Annotated in this window: 10 protein-coding genes; 8 read left to right on the top strand and 2 right to left on the bottom strand. The window is 69.4% G+C overall.

Annotated features, from left to right (window positions below; translation table 11 throughout):
• Positions 1 to 27 precede the first annotated feature (27 nt).
• Both ACRRSS_RS30280 and ACRRSS_RS30275 read right to left on the bottom strand, forming a co-directional pair.
• Positions 28 to 735, bottom strand: a complete 708-nt coding sequence (locus tag ACRRSS_RS30280; RefSeq protein ID WP_435974223.1) for a PspA/IM30 family protein — start codon at positions 733 to 735, stop codon at positions 28 to 30.
• Positions 736 to 788: 53 nt separating this feature from the next.
• Positions 789 to 2,894, bottom strand: coding sequence for a TPM domain-containing protein (locus tag ACRRSS_RS30275; RefSeq protein WP_435974222.1), 2,106 nt, complete (start codon positions 2,892 to 2,894; stop codon positions 789 to 791).
• A 401-nt stretch (positions 2,895 to 3,295) separates the two neighbouring features.
• Between ACRRSS_RS30275 and ACRRSS_RS30270 the strand changes: the two genes are divergently transcribed.
• The 8 genes from ACRRSS_RS30270 to ACRRSS_RS30235 all read left to right on the top strand — a co-directional run bounded on the left by ACRRSS_RS30270 (position 3,296) and on the right by ACRRSS_RS30235 (position 16,156).
• Complete coding sequence (locus ACRRSS_RS30270) at positions 3,296 to 5,719, top strand: ABC transporter family substrate-binding protein (protein ID WP_435974221.1); 2,424 nt, start codon at positions 3,296 to 3,298, stop codon at positions 5,717 to 5,719.
• 348 nt (positions 5,720 to 6,067) lie between these two features.
• Positions 6,068 to 7,969, top strand: coding sequence for a translational GTPase TypA (gene typA / locus ACRRSS_RS30265; RefSeq protein WP_435974220.1), 1,902 nt, complete (start codon positions 6,068 to 6,070; stop codon positions 7,967 to 7,969).
• A gap of 594 nt (positions 7,970 to 8,563) precedes the next feature.
• Complete coding sequence (locus ACRRSS_RS30260) at positions 8,564 to 10,204, top strand: peptide ABC transporter substrate-binding protein (protein WP_435974219.1); 1,641 nt, start codon at positions 8,564 to 8,566, stop codon at positions 10,202 to 10,204.
• Positions 10,205 to 10,294: 90 nt separating this feature from the next.
• Positions 10,295 to 11,221 (top strand): ABC transporter permease, encoded by a 927-nt coding sequence (locus ACRRSS_RS30255; RefSeq protein WP_351899413.1) that lies wholly within the window; start codon positions 10,295 to 10,297, stop codon positions 11,219 to 11,221.
• Positions 11,214 to 12,164 carry an ABC transporter permease gene (locus ACRRSS_RS30250; protein ID WP_435974218.1) on the top strand — a complete coding sequence of 317 codons (951 nt, stop codon included), beginning with the start codon at positions 11,214 to 11,216 and terminating at the stop codon, positions 12,162 to 12,164. Before ACRRSS_RS30255 ends, ACRRSS_RS30250 begins: the two co-directional genes overlap by 8 nt.
• A 17-nt stretch (positions 12,165 to 12,181) precedes the next feature.
• Positions 12,182 to 13,240 carry an ABC transporter ATP-binding protein gene (locus ACRRSS_RS30245; protein ID WP_435974217.1) on the top strand — a complete coding sequence of 353 codons (1,059 nt, stop codon included), beginning with the start codon at positions 12,182 to 12,184 and terminating at the stop codon, positions 13,238 to 13,240.
• The gene (locus ACRRSS_RS30240) at positions 13,233 to 14,321 is read left to right on the top strand and encodes an ABC transporter ATP-binding protein (protein ID WP_435974216.1); all 1,089 of its coding nucleotides are present in this window, start codon (positions 13,233 to 13,235) and stop codon (positions 14,319 to 14,321) included. Before ACRRSS_RS30245 ends, ACRRSS_RS30240 begins: the two co-directional genes overlap by 8 nt.
• Positions 14,322 to 14,527: 206 nt before the next feature.
• On the top strand, positions 14,528 to 16,156 hold the full coding sequence (locus tag ACRRSS_RS30235) for a peptide ABC transporter substrate-binding protein (protein WP_435974215.1): 1,629 nt from the start codon (positions 14,528 to 14,530) through the stop codon (positions 16,154 to 16,156).
• The last annotated feature ends 57 nt before the right edge of the window (positions 16,157 to 16,213 follow it).

Genomic DNA, 16,213 nt, shown 5'->3' with positions numbered 1-16,213 from the left:
CGGCCACGCGCCGGAACCAGGACGGGATCAGCCCTTGAGCGCCGCCAGCCGGGCCTCGATCTCCGCACGGTCGCCCACCCCGTCCAACTGCTCGAACTGGGCGTCCAGGGAGGAGGCGGCCAGCTCCTGCTTGCCCATCGCCCGTGCCTCCTCCCGGCGCACCTTCTCCTCGAACCGGCTCAGCTCGCTGGTCGGGTCGAGCACGTCGATGCTCTTCACGGCGTCCATCATCGTGTTCTGCGCCTGCGCCGACCTGGCGCGGGCCACCAGCTCGTCCCGCTTCGCCCGCAGCTCGCCCAGCTTGCCCTTCATCTGGTCGAGGCCGGTCCTGAGCTTCGACACCACCTCGGTCTGCGCGGCGATCGTCGGCTCCGCCGTCCTCGCCTCCTTCTCCGACTGGAGCTGACGGCCGAGGGCCACCTTCGCCAGGTTGTCGAAGCGGTCCGCCTCCGCCGTCTGGCCGCCGCTCCGCAGCTCGTCGGCCTTCCGGCTGGCGGCGAGCGCCTTGCCGCCCCACTCCTTCGCCGCCTCGACGTCCTCCTGGTGGTCCTGCTCCATCAGCCGGAGGTTGCCGATGGTCGCGGCCACCGCCTCCTCCGCCTCCTCGATGTTGTTCGAGTAGTCCCGGATCAGCTGGTCCAGCATCTTCTGCGGATCCTCCGCCTGGTCCAGCAGCGCGTTGATGTTCGCCTTCGCCAGCTGGGTGGCCCGGCCGAGGACGGTCTGCTTGGTCATGGCTCTTCTCCTTGAGAGGGACAGAAAGGGTGAGGACCCGGCTCGCGCCGTCCTCAGAAACGGCCTCCACCGCCCAGCCGGCCGCGCGTGCCGCCGCCGCCGAAGCTGCCGGGCCCGCCGCCGAAGCCTCCGCCCCCGAACCCCCCGCCACCGCCACCCGTCCCCCCATGTCCGCCTCCCCTTCCCCCGCCGAACAGTCCGCCGAGGATGATGCCGCCGAGCACCGCACCGCCGAGCCCGCCGCCGCCTCTTCCTTCCACTCCTGATACACCGCCCAGGCCGTCCGGGTTCCCATAGGTCCGCACGTCCTGCTCGGCGAGGTCCTGGGCGCGCCGGGCCAGGGCGTCCGCCTGCTGGGCCTCCGTGAGGGCGGCCTGCGGGTCGTCGGCGTCGGCGAGCGCCCGCGCCTTCTCCCAGCGGCGCCGGGCCTCGGCCAGTCGGGTACGGGCCTCGCTGCCCACCGCGCCCCGGTGGGTGGTGATGTAGTCCGAGGCCGCGCCGATCGCCGAGCGGGCCGTCAGCATCACCTGGTCGAGGAGCGCGCGGGCGCGTCGGCTGCCCGATTCGCGCTCCCGCGCGCCCTCCAGGGCCTCGTCGAGCGCCGCGTCGGCCTCCTCGATCCGGCGCAGGGCGTCGAGCGGGTCGTACCGTCCGGAGTCCACGGCGCGCCGCACCTCGGCGACCACCGATGCGGCGCGGGCGATCCGGCCCTGGAGATCGGCCGTGGACACCCCTTCGGCGGTCCCCCTCAACAGGCCCTGTGCGTCCGCCAGGTCCGCGTCCGTCTCCGCGAGCGCGCCGGGCAGCCTGCCGACCGCCTCGGCCAGTTCCTTCGCCCGCCGGTCCACGGCCTCGATCAGCCGGGCCGCCTGGTCCACGGCGCCCTCGGCGGCCCGGATGTGGACGGCGGCCCCGCCGTTGTCACCGGCGTCGATCTGCCGGCGGGCCCGGTCGACGTGGGCCGTCGCGAACACGAGCCGGTCCCTGGCCTGTTCGACGTCGCCGGCGACGGGGGCGGCGGCGGTCTCGGCGTACCGCTCGCGCATCGCGGTCAGGGCGGCCTCGGCCGTGCCCATCCGGGCGCTCTGCTCGCGGAAGGCGGCCTCGACGGAGTCCAGTGCCTCGGGCGCGGTCCGCTCCAGGGCCCGCAGCCGGTCGAAGTCCTCGCTCTCGGCGTCGAGGCGGGCGTTCGCCTCCGCGCAGCGGCGCAGGATCTCGTCCAGCATGCCCCGGCGGGTCGAGTCGTCCTCGGGGAAGGCGTCGTCGAGTTTCTGCCGCAGTCGGAACGAGGCCGTCAGCTGCTCCTCGGCGAAGGCGACCGCCTCGGTGAAGGGGTGTACGGCCTCCTCGCCGAACTGGGCGGACGCGAAGCCGAGCTCCTCCTGGCTGGTCCGGACGGCGTCGTCGGTGGCGACCAGCGTCCGCCGGGCCTGTCCGTCGAGGTCGTCGAGGGTCGGCGGCGCGGGTTCCCCGGGGGTGCCCCAGCCCTGCCCGCCCTGCGGCGTGGTGCGGGTCTCGTTCCGCCGGCGCCGTTTGGTGTACGCGTACGCCGCCACGGCTCCGGCGCCACCGATCAGGACCACGGGGAGGACCAGATCGGTCGCGGAGGTACCGTCGTCGGCCGCTCCGCCCGGGTCGGCGGGCCCGGGGGTGAGGGCCGGAGTGGGAACGGGCCGTCCGGCGAGGACGGCGGCGTACCCGTCGGCGGCGCCGATCGCGGCGCCCGCCCAGTCGTTCTGCCGCAGCGCCGGTTCGATCGCGGTCCGGGCCACGTCGTCGAGCTGGGCCCGGGTGAAGCGCGAGTCCGGGTCGGCGGAGTAGCCGTACAAGCGGTCGTGGGTGGCGACGGCGAGCAGGAGGTCGTCGGGTCCGAGGCCGTTGCGCTCGGCCGTGGCGTCGGCCCAGGACTGCCCCGAGCGGCCGGAGAAGTCCCTCACGTAGACGACGAAGAGCTGGATCCGCCGGTCGTCGTAGAGCCTGTCGAGGGCCTGGGCCACGGAGGCGCGGCGGTCGCCGAGGGCGTTCACCCGGTCGGTGATCTGTCCGTCGCGGGACAGCTCGACGGGGTCGTCGGCGTGGGCACCGTGAACGGCGGGCACCAGGAGCCACCACGCCGCCACCAGTACCGCGAGAAGGGCTCGGGTGGCTATTCGCGTCACAGAAGGGAGGCTATGTCCGGGTATGTCGCCGCGCGAGCGGGCCGGGGCCGGATGGAAACCGCCCCGCGCAGCCCTGCGGCACTGTCAGGAGCCGCCGTTGCGGCGCGAAGCGCTCGTGGAGGTGCCGGCCGGGGTGGAACCGCCGGTGGCCCTCGACCGGAACCCGCCGGGCCCGCGCCAGCCCGGCGGCGATCCGCTCCCGTGCCCGCCCGGAGGTGATCCGCTCCCGCGTCTCGGCCTCGCCAGGAGCGCCCGGTCCCGGGCGGGTTGGGCCGCACGAGTGGCGTTTCCGGACGTGTCGCCGTGTCGCCATGGCCGGATCTGTTCCGTCCTTTTCAGTGGATGAGCAATAGGTGTGATCATCTCCAAATGGAATGAATCTGGACGAAGGGGTACATGTCATGTCCCAGATCGGCGCCCCTCGCGGGAGGACATGCTCCAGGAGCCCCCGCTCCCGCACGCTCCGCTCCGTCGCCACCCTCACCAGTGCCGTCCTGGCCGTCGCCGTCCTCGCCGGATGCAGCTCCGGCGACGAGGCCGACGAGGTCGCCGCCGCGGCCCAGGACAACGCGCCCGCCGCACGCGAGAAGGTCGCCGACGGCGGCACCCTGCGCTGGGCGGTCGACACGCTGCCCACCACCCTCAACACCTTCCAGGCCGACGCCGACGGCACCACCTCCCGGATCGCCGGGGCGGTGCTCCCCTCCCTCTACACGATCGACGGCCGGGGCAGGCCCCAGCGGAACGCCGACTACCTGGAGTCCGCGCAGGTCGTCGAGACGGAGCCCAAGCAGGTCGTCCTGTACAAGCTCAACCAGCAGGCGGTGTGGAGCGACGGACGCGAGATCGGGGCGCCCGACTTCGTCGCCCAGTGGCGGGCCCTGAGCGGCCGGGACACCGCGTACTGGACCGCCCGGAACTCCGGGTACGAGCGGATCGAGAAGATCGAGCGGGGCAAGAACGACCTGGAGGTACGGGTCACCTTCGCCAAGCCCTACGCCGACTGGCAGTCCCTCTTCACCCCGCTCTACCCCAAGCAGGTGATGGGCTCCCCGAACTCCTTCAACGACGGGGCCCGCACCACCCTCAAGGCCACCGCGGGACCGTTCCTGCTGAAGGCGATCGACCGCGAGGGCGGCGCCGTCACCCTCGCCCGCAACCCCCGCTGGTGGGGACAGCAGGCCAAGCTCGACAGCCTCGTCCTCAAGGCCGTCCCCCGGGCCGACCGGGCGGACGCGCTCGCCGCGGGCACCCTCGACCTGGCCGAGATCGACCGGTCCACCGCCGAACGGATCGCCCTCGCGCTCCGGGACGCCCGCGCGGGACGCAGCGGCGCCCAGGCCGCCCTCGCCCACGGCCCCGGCTCCTCGACCCCCCCGTCCAAGGCCCTGGAGTCCTGGGCTCTCGCGAACGGCTCCGACGAGGAGAAGGCGGAGGAGGTCCAGGCCGCCCGTGCGAAGAACCAGGAGGCGATCGCCCGGTACGCGACCGCGCAGGACACCCTCGCGAAGTACGTGGTCCGCAAGTCCCTGGAGCCCGCCTACACCCAGCTCTCGCTGAACGGCGAGTCCGGTCCGCTCGCCGACGAGCGGGTACGGCGCGCGGTGGCCCGTGCCCTCGACCGCCGGGAACTGGCCGAATCCGTACTCAAGCCGCTCGGCCTCCCGGCCGACCCTCCCGGCAGCCACCTGGCCCTCGCCGGCCAGGCCGCGTACGCGGACAGCAGCGAAACCCTCGGCAGCCAGGACACCAAGGAGGCGCGGGCGCTCCTCGCCGACGCGGGCTGGGTCCCGGGCGGCGCGGCCAGGAAGCCCGCGGAGGCGGGCACCAAGGCCGGCAGCGAGGCGGAGAAGGACGCCGCCGAGAAGAAGGCCGGCGAGAAGACAGGGGAGAAAGCGGGGGAGAAGACAGGGGAGAAGGCCGGCGAGAAGAACGCGGGCTCCTCCGACGCCAGGAAGGCGGCCGACACCGCCTCCGACGAGGGCCTCTACATCGTCGGCGACGACAAGCCCGGGGAGCGCCCGGCCGCCCCCGCCCCCGTCGTCGGCGGCCCCGAGAACGGCACCGCCGTCCTCGCCCCGGCCCCCGCGGCCGCCCGCCAGAGCGCCGCCCTCCTGGCCTGGGCCGAGGCACTCGACACCGGTACGGGCTCCGCCGCCCGCGCCGCCCAGACGGTGCCCAGGACCGACAAGGGCGTCGCCGGGGCCTACGCCCCGCGCGGCACCGCGGCCCCCGTGACCGCCCCCGAGGCCGCCAAGGCCCTCGGCAAGGACGGCAAGGCCCTCAGCCTCCGCTTCGTCCTGCCGTCCGGCCCCGGCTCCGAGTCGCTGCGGACGGTCGGCGACCGCATCGTCCTGATGCTCGACGCCGTCGGCATCCGCACCGAGGTCACCAAGGTCTCCGACGACAGCTTCTTCAAGGACCACGTGGCCTCGGGCGACTACGACCTCGCCCTCTACTCCTGGCCCGCCTCCGCCTTCCCGGCGACCGACGCCCGGCCGATCTTCGCCAAGCCCGAGCCTGCCTCGGACGGCTCCCTCCTGGTCGAGCAGAACTACTCGCGGGTCGGCACCGACCGCATCGACCAGCTCTTCGACCAGGCGGCCGGGACGCTCGACGAGGAGGAGGCCCGCGAGCTCGTCCGTCAGGCCGACGCCCGGATCTGGGCCGCCGCGGGCTCCATCCCCCTCTATCAGCGCCCCCAGCTCGTCGCGGCCCGGGCCGACCTCGTGAACGCCGGGGCCTGGGGCCTCGGCGGCCCCCGCTACCAGGACATCGGTTTCAAGAAGCCGGAGACGGCCAAGGGCGCCGAACGAAACCGCTGAAAGCCCTGAAAGCCCTGAAACCGCAGGTCACAACCTCAGAAGGTGCTCAACTTCCTTGCCCGCCGGCAACCCCGGCGGGCAGGATCGCGTCGGCCCCTTGACCCGGCCCGTCCCGTTGTCACCCAGCCGCCACTCCGCAGACGCACCGCCGCAGCCGTACCGCCGTCACAGCGCGCCCCCACCGCGCCCCGGCGGAACCGAAACCCCCTAGTAGACCCTCTCGGATCCGGGCGGGGAAGCCCCTTGCGCGGCAGCCCCGTACCATGGACATAGCCGTGGCGCGTCCGCCCGGCGGGCGTACGAGGAACTGACGCCGCATCCCACGAGCCGAGAGAAGCGCAAGCACCCATGCCCACGCGCCACGACATCCGTAACGTCGCCATCGTCGCCCACGTCGACCACGGCAAGACGACCATCGTCGACGCCATGCTCAAGCAGGCCGGTGCCTTCGCCGCCCACCAGCAGCTCGACGACCGCATGATGGACTCGAACGACCTGGAGCGTGAGAAGGGCATCACGATCCTCGCCAAGAACACGGCGGTGAAATATCACCCCAAGGACGGCGGGGCCCCGATCACGATCAACATCATCGACACCCCCGGCCACGCCGACTTCGGTGGCGAGGTCGAGCGCGGTCTGTCGATGGTGGACGCGGTCGTCCTCCTCGTGGACGCCTCCGAGGGTCCGCTCCCGCAGACCCGCTTCGTGCTGCGCAAGGCCCTCCAGCAGCGTCTGCCCGTCATCCTCTGCATCAACAAGACGGACCGCCCGGACTCCCGGATCGACGAGGTCGTCAACGAGACCTACGACCTGTTCCTGGACCTGGACGCGGACGAGGACCAGATCGAGTTCCCGATCGTCTACGCCTGTGGCCGTGACGGCGTCGCCTCGCTGACCAAGCCGGCGGACGGCACCGTCCCCGCCGACAGCGACAGCCTTGAGCCGTTCTTCTCCACCATCCTGGAGCACGTCCCGGCCCCGTCGTTCGACGAGGAGGCCCCGCTCCAGGCCCACGTCACCAACCTCGACGCCGACAACTTCCTCGGCCGCATCGCGCTGCTCCGCGTCGAGCAGGGCGAGCTGCGCAAGGGCCAGACGGTCGCGTGGATCAAGCGGGACGGCTCGATCTCCAACGTCCGCATCACCGAGCTGATGATGACCGAGGCGCTCACCCGCAAGCCCGCCGAGGTGGCCGGCCCCGGTGACATCTGCGCCGTCGCCGGTATCCCCGACATCATGATCGGCGAGACCCTGGCCGACCCGGAGAACCCGATCGCGCTTCCGCTGATCACGGTCGACCAGCCGGCCATCTCCATGACCATCGGCACCAACACCTCGCCGCTCGTCGGCCGCGGTGGCACGGGCAAGGGCGCGGACGCCAAGTCCGCGGTCAAGCAGCGCAAGGTCACCGCCCGCCAGGTCAAGGACCGTCTGGACCGCGAGCTGATCGGTAACGTCTCGCTCCGCGTCCTCGACACCGAGCGTCCCGACGCCTGGGAGGTCCAGGGCCGTGGTGAGCTCGCGCTCGCCATCCTGGTCGAGCAGATGCGCCGCGAGGGCTTCGAGCTCACCATCGGCAAGCCGCAGGTCGTCACCAAGGAGGTCGACGGCAAGACGCACGAGCCCGTCGAGCGCCTCACGGTCGACGTCCCCGAGGAGCACATGGGCGCCGTCACGCAGCTCATGGGCGTCCGCAAGGGCCGCATGGACAACATGTCGAACCACGGCTCCGGCTGGGTCCGCATGGAGTTCGTCGTTCCGTCCCGTGGCCTCATCGGCTTCCGTACGGAGTTCCTCACCAACACCCGCGGTACGGGCATCGCCCACTCGATCCACGAGGGCCACGAGCCGTGGTTCGGCACCCTGACGACCCGTAACAACGGTTCGCTCGTCGCCGACCGCGCCGGTGCCGTCACCGCCTTCGCGATGACGAACCTCCAGGAGCGCGGTGTCCTGTTCACCGACCCCGGCACCGAGGTGTACGAGGGCATGATCGTCGGCGAGAACTCCCGCTCCGACGACATGGACGTGAACATCACCAAGGAGAAGAAGCTCACCAACATGCGCTCCGCCTCCGCCGACTCCTTCGAGGCGATCGTCCCGCCGCGGAAGCTCTCCCTGGAGCAGTCCCTGGAGTTCTGCCGCGACGACGAGTGCGTCGAGGTCACCCCGGAGGCCGTGCGCATCCGCAAGGTCATCCTGGACCAGAACGCGCGTGGGCGTGCGTCCTCCCGCGCCAAGAACAGCTGAAGTCGATCCGTTCGCGACGGAGTTGGGGACACCTGACCTCGGATCTCCGTCAAGTCGCGCCACGGCGCGGGTGAGCGCTCGCTAATGTGACTGGGCCCCGGCGACACCGCCGGGGCCCAGTCGCGTCTCCGGACGCCAGGAGCCGCTCCCGGGTCCGCACTTCGGGGGCCCGGTCGAGGGTGTGAACAAGGTCACCGCCCCCTCCCCGGCGGGGCCGGTCGGAGGGGGATCGCGCCAGCGGTTTCGGCTCCGCCGTCAAGCCGAATTCGATGACGGTGCGTCCGGATTCCGGTCATCGCTCTCCGGTACGTGTGTTAACAGTCCGTTTCGGGCGTGTCTGTCTGTGCTCGCTTTGTCCGGATTTCGGTCATCCATGCCGAGGTGATGTTGTCAAACCGAGACCACTTAAGTGTGGTTTACAGCCCGGACGTACTTAATAGTTGGCTCCATTGAGCTCGGGTCAATGGGTCACGCACTGTGGGGAGTGCCGACTCACGAGCACACTCGGGGCGCTGGAGTCCTGGGCCGTCAGGGGTGTCGGCCGTCTCCAGGAGCCCCTCTCGCAGTGACAAGTGGACTCATGAGGAGGAACCCATGCGCGGTGCCAAGAGCGCCAAGTGGGTAGCGGGCGCGATCGTCGTCGCCCTGGCAGCAACCGCCTGTGGCGGTAAGGACAACGCGGAGAAGGGGGACGGCAAGGCGAAGGCCGGCGGCGCGGTGAGCGTCGGCATCTCCGAGCCGAAGCGCCTTGTCCCGCAGACGACGACCGAGTCCGAGGGCTCGCAGGTGCTGGACGCGCTGTTCCGACCGCTCGTCAGCTACGACGCCAAGAACCAGCCGGTCGAGGACGCTGCCGAGTCGATCACCACGACCGACAACTCGCTCTGGACCGTCAAGATCAAGCCGGGACAGAAGTTCCACGACGGCACCCCGGTGACCGCCAAGAGCTACGTCCAGGGCTGGAACTGGGGCGCCTACGGCCCGAACGCGGCCGACGGCAACTACTTCTTCGCCACGATCGACGGCTACGACGCCCTCAACCCGGCGGACCCGGACGGCGAGGAGGGCCCGAAGAAGGCCCCCGAGCCGACCGCCAAGGAGCTCTCGGGTCTGAAGGTCGTCGACGAGACCACCTTCACGGTCAAGCTGGCGAAGCCCTTCGCCGACTACAAGACCGTCCTCGGCTACACGGTGTTCTACCCGCTGCCGGACGCCGCGATCAAGGACATCAAGGCCTACGAGCAGGCCCCGATCGGCCAGGGCGCCTTCAAGATCGAGGGCAAGTGGGACCACAACAAGTCGATCAAGGTCGTCAAGAACCCTGACTACACGGGCAACAACAAGCCCAACGTGGACACGGTGACGTACAAGATCTACCAGAAGCAGGAGACGATGTATAAGGACGTCGTCGCCGGCGCCCTGGACGTCATCCCGCAGGTCCCGAGCTCCGAGCTCGCGAACGCCCCGAAGCAGTTCGGTGAGCGCTTCAAGTCCTCCCCGGCCTCGACCTTCCAGTTCGTGTCGTTCCCGACGTACGACAAGAAGTACTCGAAGCCCGAGGTCCGCAAGGCGATCTCCATGGCGATCGACCGCGAGGAGATCACCAAGGTCATCCTCAACGACTCGCAGACCCCGGCGCGTTCCTTCGTGTCCCCGGTCGTCGGCGGCTACCGCGACAACACCTGCGGTGACTCCTGCAAGTTCGACCCGACCGCGGCCAAGGCCCTTCTCGCGAAGGCCGGCGGCGTCGAGGGCAACAAGATCAACATCGGCTACAACGGCGATGGTGCTCACAAGGAGTGGGTGGACGCCACCTGCAACCAGATCAAGAAGAACCTCGGCGTCGACTGCGTCGGCACGGCCGTCCCGCAGTTCGCCGAGCTGCTGACCCAGGTCGAGCAGAAGAAGTTCTCCGGCATGTTCCGCATGGGCTGGATCATGGACTACCCGTCCATGGAGAACTACCTGGGCCCGCTGTTCACCACCGGTGGTTCCTCGAACTACTACGGCTACAGCAACAAGAAGTTCGACAAGCTGGTCGAGGACGGCCGCGCCGCGAAGACCTCCGCCGAGGCCATCAAGCTGTGGCAGCAGGCCGAGGACATCCTCGTCCAGGACATGCCGGTGATCCCGCTCCGCTTCGGCAAGAACGTGTTCGCGCACAGCAAGAACGTGTCGAACGTCGAGATGGACCTCTTCAACCGGGTCGACGTCACCAAGATCTCCAAGGCCTAACGGCCTCAGGCATCTGACCCACATTTAAGAGTCGAGAACGGCGGCGGGGGCCGGCACACCAGCCCCCGCCGCTTCTCGCGAGGAGGATCCATGGGCCGGTTCGTCATTCGACGAATCCTTCAGATGGTGCCCGTCTTCATCGGCACCACGTTGATCGTCTACTTTCTCGTCACGCAGATGGGTGGCGACCCCATCCAGAACCTGTACGGCGAGAAGCCCGTACCCGACAACATCAGAGCGACGCTCACCGCTCAGTACCACCTGGACGACCCGTTCTTCGTCCGTTACTGGTACTACTTCACCGGGCTGCTCCAGGGCGACTTCGGCGAGTCCATCGCCCAGGGCCGGCCCATCGCCGAGCTCCTCGCCGAGGCCTGGCCCGAGACGCTGAAGGTCGCCGGTGTGGCCTTCGCCTTCGAGCTCGTCATCGGCGTCGTCGCCGGTGTGCTCGCCGGTATGCGCCGCGGCAGCTTCATCGACAACCTGGTGCTCGTCTCCACCCTGTTCGTCATCGCCGTCCCGATCTTCGTGCTCGGTAACGTCAGCCAGACCTTCCTGGGTCAGGAGTGGGGACTGTTCCCCGTCGCCGGAACCGACGACGGATTCATCAGCTATCTGCTGCCAGGTATGGTGCTCGGCTCGGTGTCGCTCGCCTACATCGCACGCCTCGCGCGGGCGTCGGTCGCGGAGAACCTCCGCGCCGACTACATCCGCACCGCGAAGGCGAAGGGCCTGCCGAAGAGCCGTGTCATCGGCATCCACGTGCTGCGCAACTCGCTGATCCCCGTCGTCACCTACCTGGGCGCCGACCTCGGCTCCCTCATGGGCGGTGCGATCGTCACCGAGGGCATCTTCAACATCCCCGGCGTGGGCTTCCAGCTGTTCAGCTCGCTGAACGTGGAGGACGGTCCGGCGGTCGTCGGATTCGTCAGCCTGCTGGTGCTCGTCTATCTGATCACCGCGCTGGTCGTGGACATGCTGTACGCCGTGCTTGACCCGAGGATTCGCTATGAGTGACACGACCCAGAAGACCGACACGGTCGTCGAGGACCTTGCCGGGCCCACCGCGCCCGCCCCGGCCTCGCAGAAGCAGGAGAAGACGCGCAGTCTCGCGCAGGACGCCTTCCGGGACCTTGTCCGCCGCCCGATGTTCCTCGTCTCGGCGGTCCTCATCTTCGCGATCCTGGTCATCGCGGCCTTCCCGGGCCTCTTCACCAGTGTCGACCCGGGTTCCTGCGACCTGAAGCACTCGATGGAGGGCCCCAGCGGGAGCGCCTGGTTCGGCTACAACTTCCAGGGCTGCGACGTCTACTCGCAGACCATCTACGGCACCCGCAACTCGATCATCGTGGGTGTGCTGACGACCGTCTTCTCCCTGATCATCGGCGGCCTCGTCGGTGTTCTCGGCGGCTTCTTCGGCAAGTGGACGGACGCCCTCCTCTCGTTCGTCACCAACGTCTTCTTCGGACTGCCGCTGCTGCTCGCCGCGATCGTCATCCTGAACAACTTCCGTGACGAGAAGGGCATGCGCAACGCCGGCGTCATGGCCGTGGTCCTGACGCTGACCGTGGTCGGCTGGATGTCCATGGCCCGCGTCATGCGAGGCGCCGTCATGCAGGTCAAGCAGGCCGACTACGTGGCCGCCGCGCGCTCGCTCGGTGCCTCCACCTCGCGGATGATGTTCCGTCACGTACTGCCGAACTCGATCACCCCGCTCATCGTGGTCGCCACGATCTCGCTGGGTGCCGTCATCGGCGCAGAAGCGACACTGAGCTTCCTGGGTATCGGCATCAGGCCCCCGGCCATCTCGTGGGGCGTGATGATCTCCGAGGCGCAGGGGCGTATCTCGCAGGGACTGCACCCGCTGCTGTTCCCGTCCGGAATGCTCACCATCACGGTCCTCGCCTTCATCATGCTCGGCGACGCGGTCCGTGACGCCTTCGACCCGAAGCTGCGCTGAGAGTAAGGACGAACGCAGTGACCACCATCGACAAGACCGCGAGCGTTCCCGCGCCGCGCGACGGCGCGACCTTCGACGGTCCGCTCCTCGACGTGCGGGACCTCCATGTGGAGTTCCGCACCCGCGAGGGCGTCGCGAAGGCCGTGAACGGTGTCTCGTACTCCGTGAAGGCCGGCGAGACCCTCGCCGTCCTCGGCGAGTCCGGTTCCGGCAAGTCCGTGACCGCGCAGGCCATCATGGGCATCCTCGACACCCCGCCCGGGTTCGTGACCAAGGGAGAGATCCTCTTCCGCGGTCAGGACATGCTCAAGATGTCCGAGGAAGAGCACCGCAAGGTGCGCGGCAGCAAGATCGCGATGATCTTCCAGGACGCGCTCTCCTCGCTCAACCCCGTGCTCAGCGTCGGCTACCAGCTCGGCGAGATGTTCCGGGTGCACCAGGGCCTCTCCAAGAAGGAGGCCAAGGGCAAGGCGATCGAGCTGATGGACCGGGTCAAGATTCCGGCCGCCGCGGCTCGCGTCAACGACTACCCGCACCAGTTCTCCGGCGGTATGCGCCAGCGCATCATGATCGCGATGGCGCTCGCCCTGGAGCCGGACCTGATCATCGCGGACGAGCCCACCACGGCGCTCGACGTGACCGTCCAGGCCCAGGTGATGGACCTCCTCGCGGAGCTCCAGCGCGAGTACAACATGGGTCTGATCCTGATCACCCACGACCTCGGCGTCGTCGCCGACGTGGCGGACAAGATCGCCGTGATGTACGCGGGCCGGATCGTGGAGCAGGCGCCGGTGCACGAGCTGTACAAGCGCCCGGCCCACCCCTACACCAAGGGGCTCCTCGACTCGATCCCGCGCCTGGACCAGAAGGGCCAGGAGCTCTACGCGATCAAGGGCCTGCCGCCCAACCTGCTGAAGATCCCGTCCGGCTGCGCCTTCAACCCGCGCTGCCCGAAGGCGGACGACGTCTGCCGTACGGACGTGCCGGCGCTCGTGCCGGTCACCGAGCAGGACGGCGCGGAACTTCCGGGTCGCGGCAGCGCCTGCCACTTCTGGAAGGAGACGATCCATGGCTGACCTCAGCAAGAACGACGAGGCCGTGGCCGCCGCTGTCGAGGCCCCCGTCGGCCGTGGCGAGCCGATCCTCCAGGTGCGCGACCTGAAGAAGCACTTCCCGCTGACGCAGGGCATCCTGTTCAAGCGTCAGGTCGGCGCGGTCAAGGCCGTGGACGGGGTCTCCTTCGACCTCCACCAGGGCGAGACCCTCGGCATCGTGGGCGAGTCCGGCTGTGGCAAGTCCACGGTCGCCAAGCTCCTGATGAACCTGGAGCGGGCCACCGCCGGCGAGGTCTTCTACAAGGGCCAGGACATCACCAAGCTGTCCGGGCGCGCGCTGAAGGCCGTCCGCCGCAACATCCAGATGGTGTTCCAGGACCCGTACACCTCGCTCAACCCGCGCATGACGGTCGGCGACATCATCGGCGAGCCCTTCGACATCCACCCCGAGGTGGCCCCGAAGGGCGACCGGCGCCGCAAGGTGCAGGAGCTCCTCGACGTCGTCGGTCTCAACCCCGAGTACATCAACCGCTACCCGCACCAGTTCTCCGGCGGTCAGCGCCAGCGCATCGGCATCGCCCGCGGCCTCGCGCTCAACCCGGAGATCATCATCTGCGACGAGCCGGTCTCGGCCCTGGACGTCTCCGTCCAGGCGCAGGTCATCAACCTGATGGAGAAGCTCCAGGACGAGTACAACCTGTCCTACCTCTTCATCGCGCACGACCTGTCGATCGTCCGGCACATCTCCGACCGTGTCGGCGTCATGTACCTCGGCAAGATGGCCGAGATCGGTACGGACGAGCAGATCTACGAGCACCCGACGCACCCCTACACCCAGGCGCTGCTCTCCGCCGTGCCGGTGCCGGACCCGGAGGCCCGCGCGCACCGCGAGCGGATCATCCTCACCGGTGACGTCCCCTCGCCGGCGAACCCGCCGTCGGGCTGCAGCTTCCGCACCCGTTGCTGGAAGGCGCAGGACAAGTGCGCGCAGGAGGCCCCCCTCCTCGCGATCCCGGAGCGTTTCCAGGGTCTGGACACCCCGGCCGCGCACCTCTCGGCGTGCCACTTCGCCGAGGAGAAGCAGGTCGTTCCGGTGCACTGACACCGCTCGATCCTCACGGCCGGCCCCCGGCGCCCACAGGCGCCGGGGGCCGGCCGTTTCGCCGTGTCCGGAACCCCGCGCCTCCCGCCCGTGCTGACTGCCCGTCGGGCGCCCTCGCCCCGATGGGTGCCGACAACATGCAGGCCTTCCGATTTCGGGTGATATTGAGCTCTAAGTCATGCTTAGGGACATATGGGAGGCACTCCATGCGCGGAGCCACACACGCCAAGTGGGCCGCTCTGGCCACCGCCGTCGCCCTCACGGCGACCGCCTGCGGTGGCGGCGACGACAGTGGCGGTGGCGGAGGGGCCGACGGAGTCGTGACCTCCTCGTGGGGCGACCCGCAGAACCCGCTGGAGCCCGCCAACACCAACGAGGTCCAGGGCGGCAAGGTCCTCTCCATGATCTTCCGGGGGCTCAAGCAGTACGACCCGAAGACCGGCGAGGCCAAGGACATGCTCGCCGAGAAGATCGAGACCACCGACTCGACCAACTTCACCATCACCGTCAAGGACGGCTGGACCTTCTCCAACGGCGAGAAGGTCACCGCCAAGTCCTTCGTCGACGCCTGGAACTACGGCGCCCACCTGAAGAACAACCAGAAGAACGCCTACTTCTTCGGCCAGATCGAGGGGTACGACAAGGTCCACCCCGAGAAGGGCGAGCCGACGGCCGAGACCCTGTCCGGCCTCAAGGTCACCGGCCCCCAGACCTTCACGGTCAAGCTCACCCAGAAGTTCTCCACCTGGCCCATCACCCTGGGCTACGCGGCCTTCTCACCGCTCCCGCAGGCCTTCTACGACGACCACGCGGCCTGGCTCTCGAAGCCCGTCGGCAACGGCCCGTACACCGTCGACTCGTACTCCAAGGGCTCCCAGATGGCCCTCAAGCGCTGGGACGCCTACCCCGGCACCGACAAGGCCCAGAACGGCGGCGTGACCCTCAAGGTCTACACCGACAACAACACCGCCTACACCGACCTGACGGCCGGCAACCTCGACCTCGTCGACGACATCCCCGCCACCCAGCTCAAGAACGTCGAGGCCGACCTCGGCGACCGGTACATCAACGTCCCCGCCGGCATCATCCAGACCCTGTCCTTCCCGTTCTACGACCCGGCCTGGAACAAGCCCGGACAGGAGAAGCTCCGCCAGGGCATCTCCCGGGCCATCGACCGCAACCAGATCACCGAGACGATCTTCCAGAAGACCCGCACCCCCGCCGTCGACTGGACCTCCCCGGTCCTCGGCGAGGACGGCGGCTTCAAGGACATCTGCGGCGACTTCTGCACGTACGACGCGGCCGAGGCGAAGAAGCTCGTCGCCGAGGGCGGCGGCATCCCCGGCGGCACGATGCGGATCTCGTACAACGCCGACACCGGCTCCCACAAGCAGTGGGTCGACGCGGTCTGCAACTCCATCAACCGCGCCCTCGGCAACAACACCGCCTGCGTCGGCAACCCCGTCGGCACCTTCGCCGACTACCGCAACCAGGTCACCACGCAGAAGCTCAACGGACCCTTCCGGGCCGGCTGGCAGATGGACTACCCGCTCATCCAGAACTTCCTCCAGCCGCTGTACTACACCAACGCCTCGTCCAACGACGGCAAGTGGACCAGCCCGGAGTTCGACAAGCTCGTGAACGAGGCCAACGCCGAGGCCGACACCGCGAAGGCCGTCGGCCTCTTCCAGCAGGCCGAGGAAGTCCTCCGCGACGACATGGGCGCCATCCCGCTCTGGTACCAGAACGGCAGCGCCGGCTACTCGGAGCGCCTCGGCAACGTGTCCCTGAACCCGTTCAGCGTCCCGGTCTACGACCAGATCAAGGTCAACTGACGTCGGATCCGCCCGTCGGCCGGCGCGACGCCGCCGGCCGACAGGCGGATCCCGCGC

Source organism: Streptomyces sp. Qhu_M48 (assembly GCF_051305195.1).
Classification (GTDB): Bacteria; Actinomycetota; Actinomycetes; order Streptomycetales; family Streptomycetaceae; genus Streptomyces.
Note: the sequence above shows the minus strand (reverse complement) of the source record. Positions and strands in the feature narration are given on the sequence as shown.

Excerpts from the sequence above, each read along its gene's own strand:
- ACRRSS_RS30280 (WP_435974223.1), bottom strand. The coding sequence starts at position 735 with ATGACCAAGCAGACCGTCCTCGGCCGGGCCACCCAGCTGGCGAAGGCG.
- ACRRSS_RS30270 (WP_435974221.1), top strand. The coding sequence starts at position 3,296 with ATGTCCCAGATCGGCGCCCCTCGCGGGAGGACATGCTCCAGGAGCCCC.
- typA (WP_435974220.1), top strand. The coding sequence starts at position 6,068 with ATGCCCACGCGCCACGACATCCGTAACGTCGCCATCGTCGCCCACGTC.
- ACRRSS_RS30260 (WP_435974219.1), top strand. The coding sequence starts at position 8,564 with ATGCGCGGTGCCAAGAGCGCCAAGTGGGTAGCGGGCGCGATCGTCGTC.
- ACRRSS_RS30255 (WP_351899413.1), top strand. The coding sequence starts at position 10,295 with ATGGGCCGGTTCGTCATTCGACGAATCCTTCAGATGGTGCCCGTCTTC.
- ACRRSS_RS30250 (WP_435974218.1), top strand. The coding sequence starts at position 11,214 with ATGAGTGACACGACCCAGAAGACCGACACGGTCGTCGAGGACCTTGCC.
- ACRRSS_RS30240 (WP_435974216.1), top strand. The coding sequence starts at position 13,233 with ATGGCTGACCTCAGCAAGAACGACGAGGCCGTGGCCGCCGCTGTCGAG.
- ACRRSS_RS30235 (WP_435974215.1), top strand. The coding sequence starts at position 14,528 with ATGCGCGGAGCCACACACGCCAAGTGGGCCGCTCTGGCCACCGCCGTC.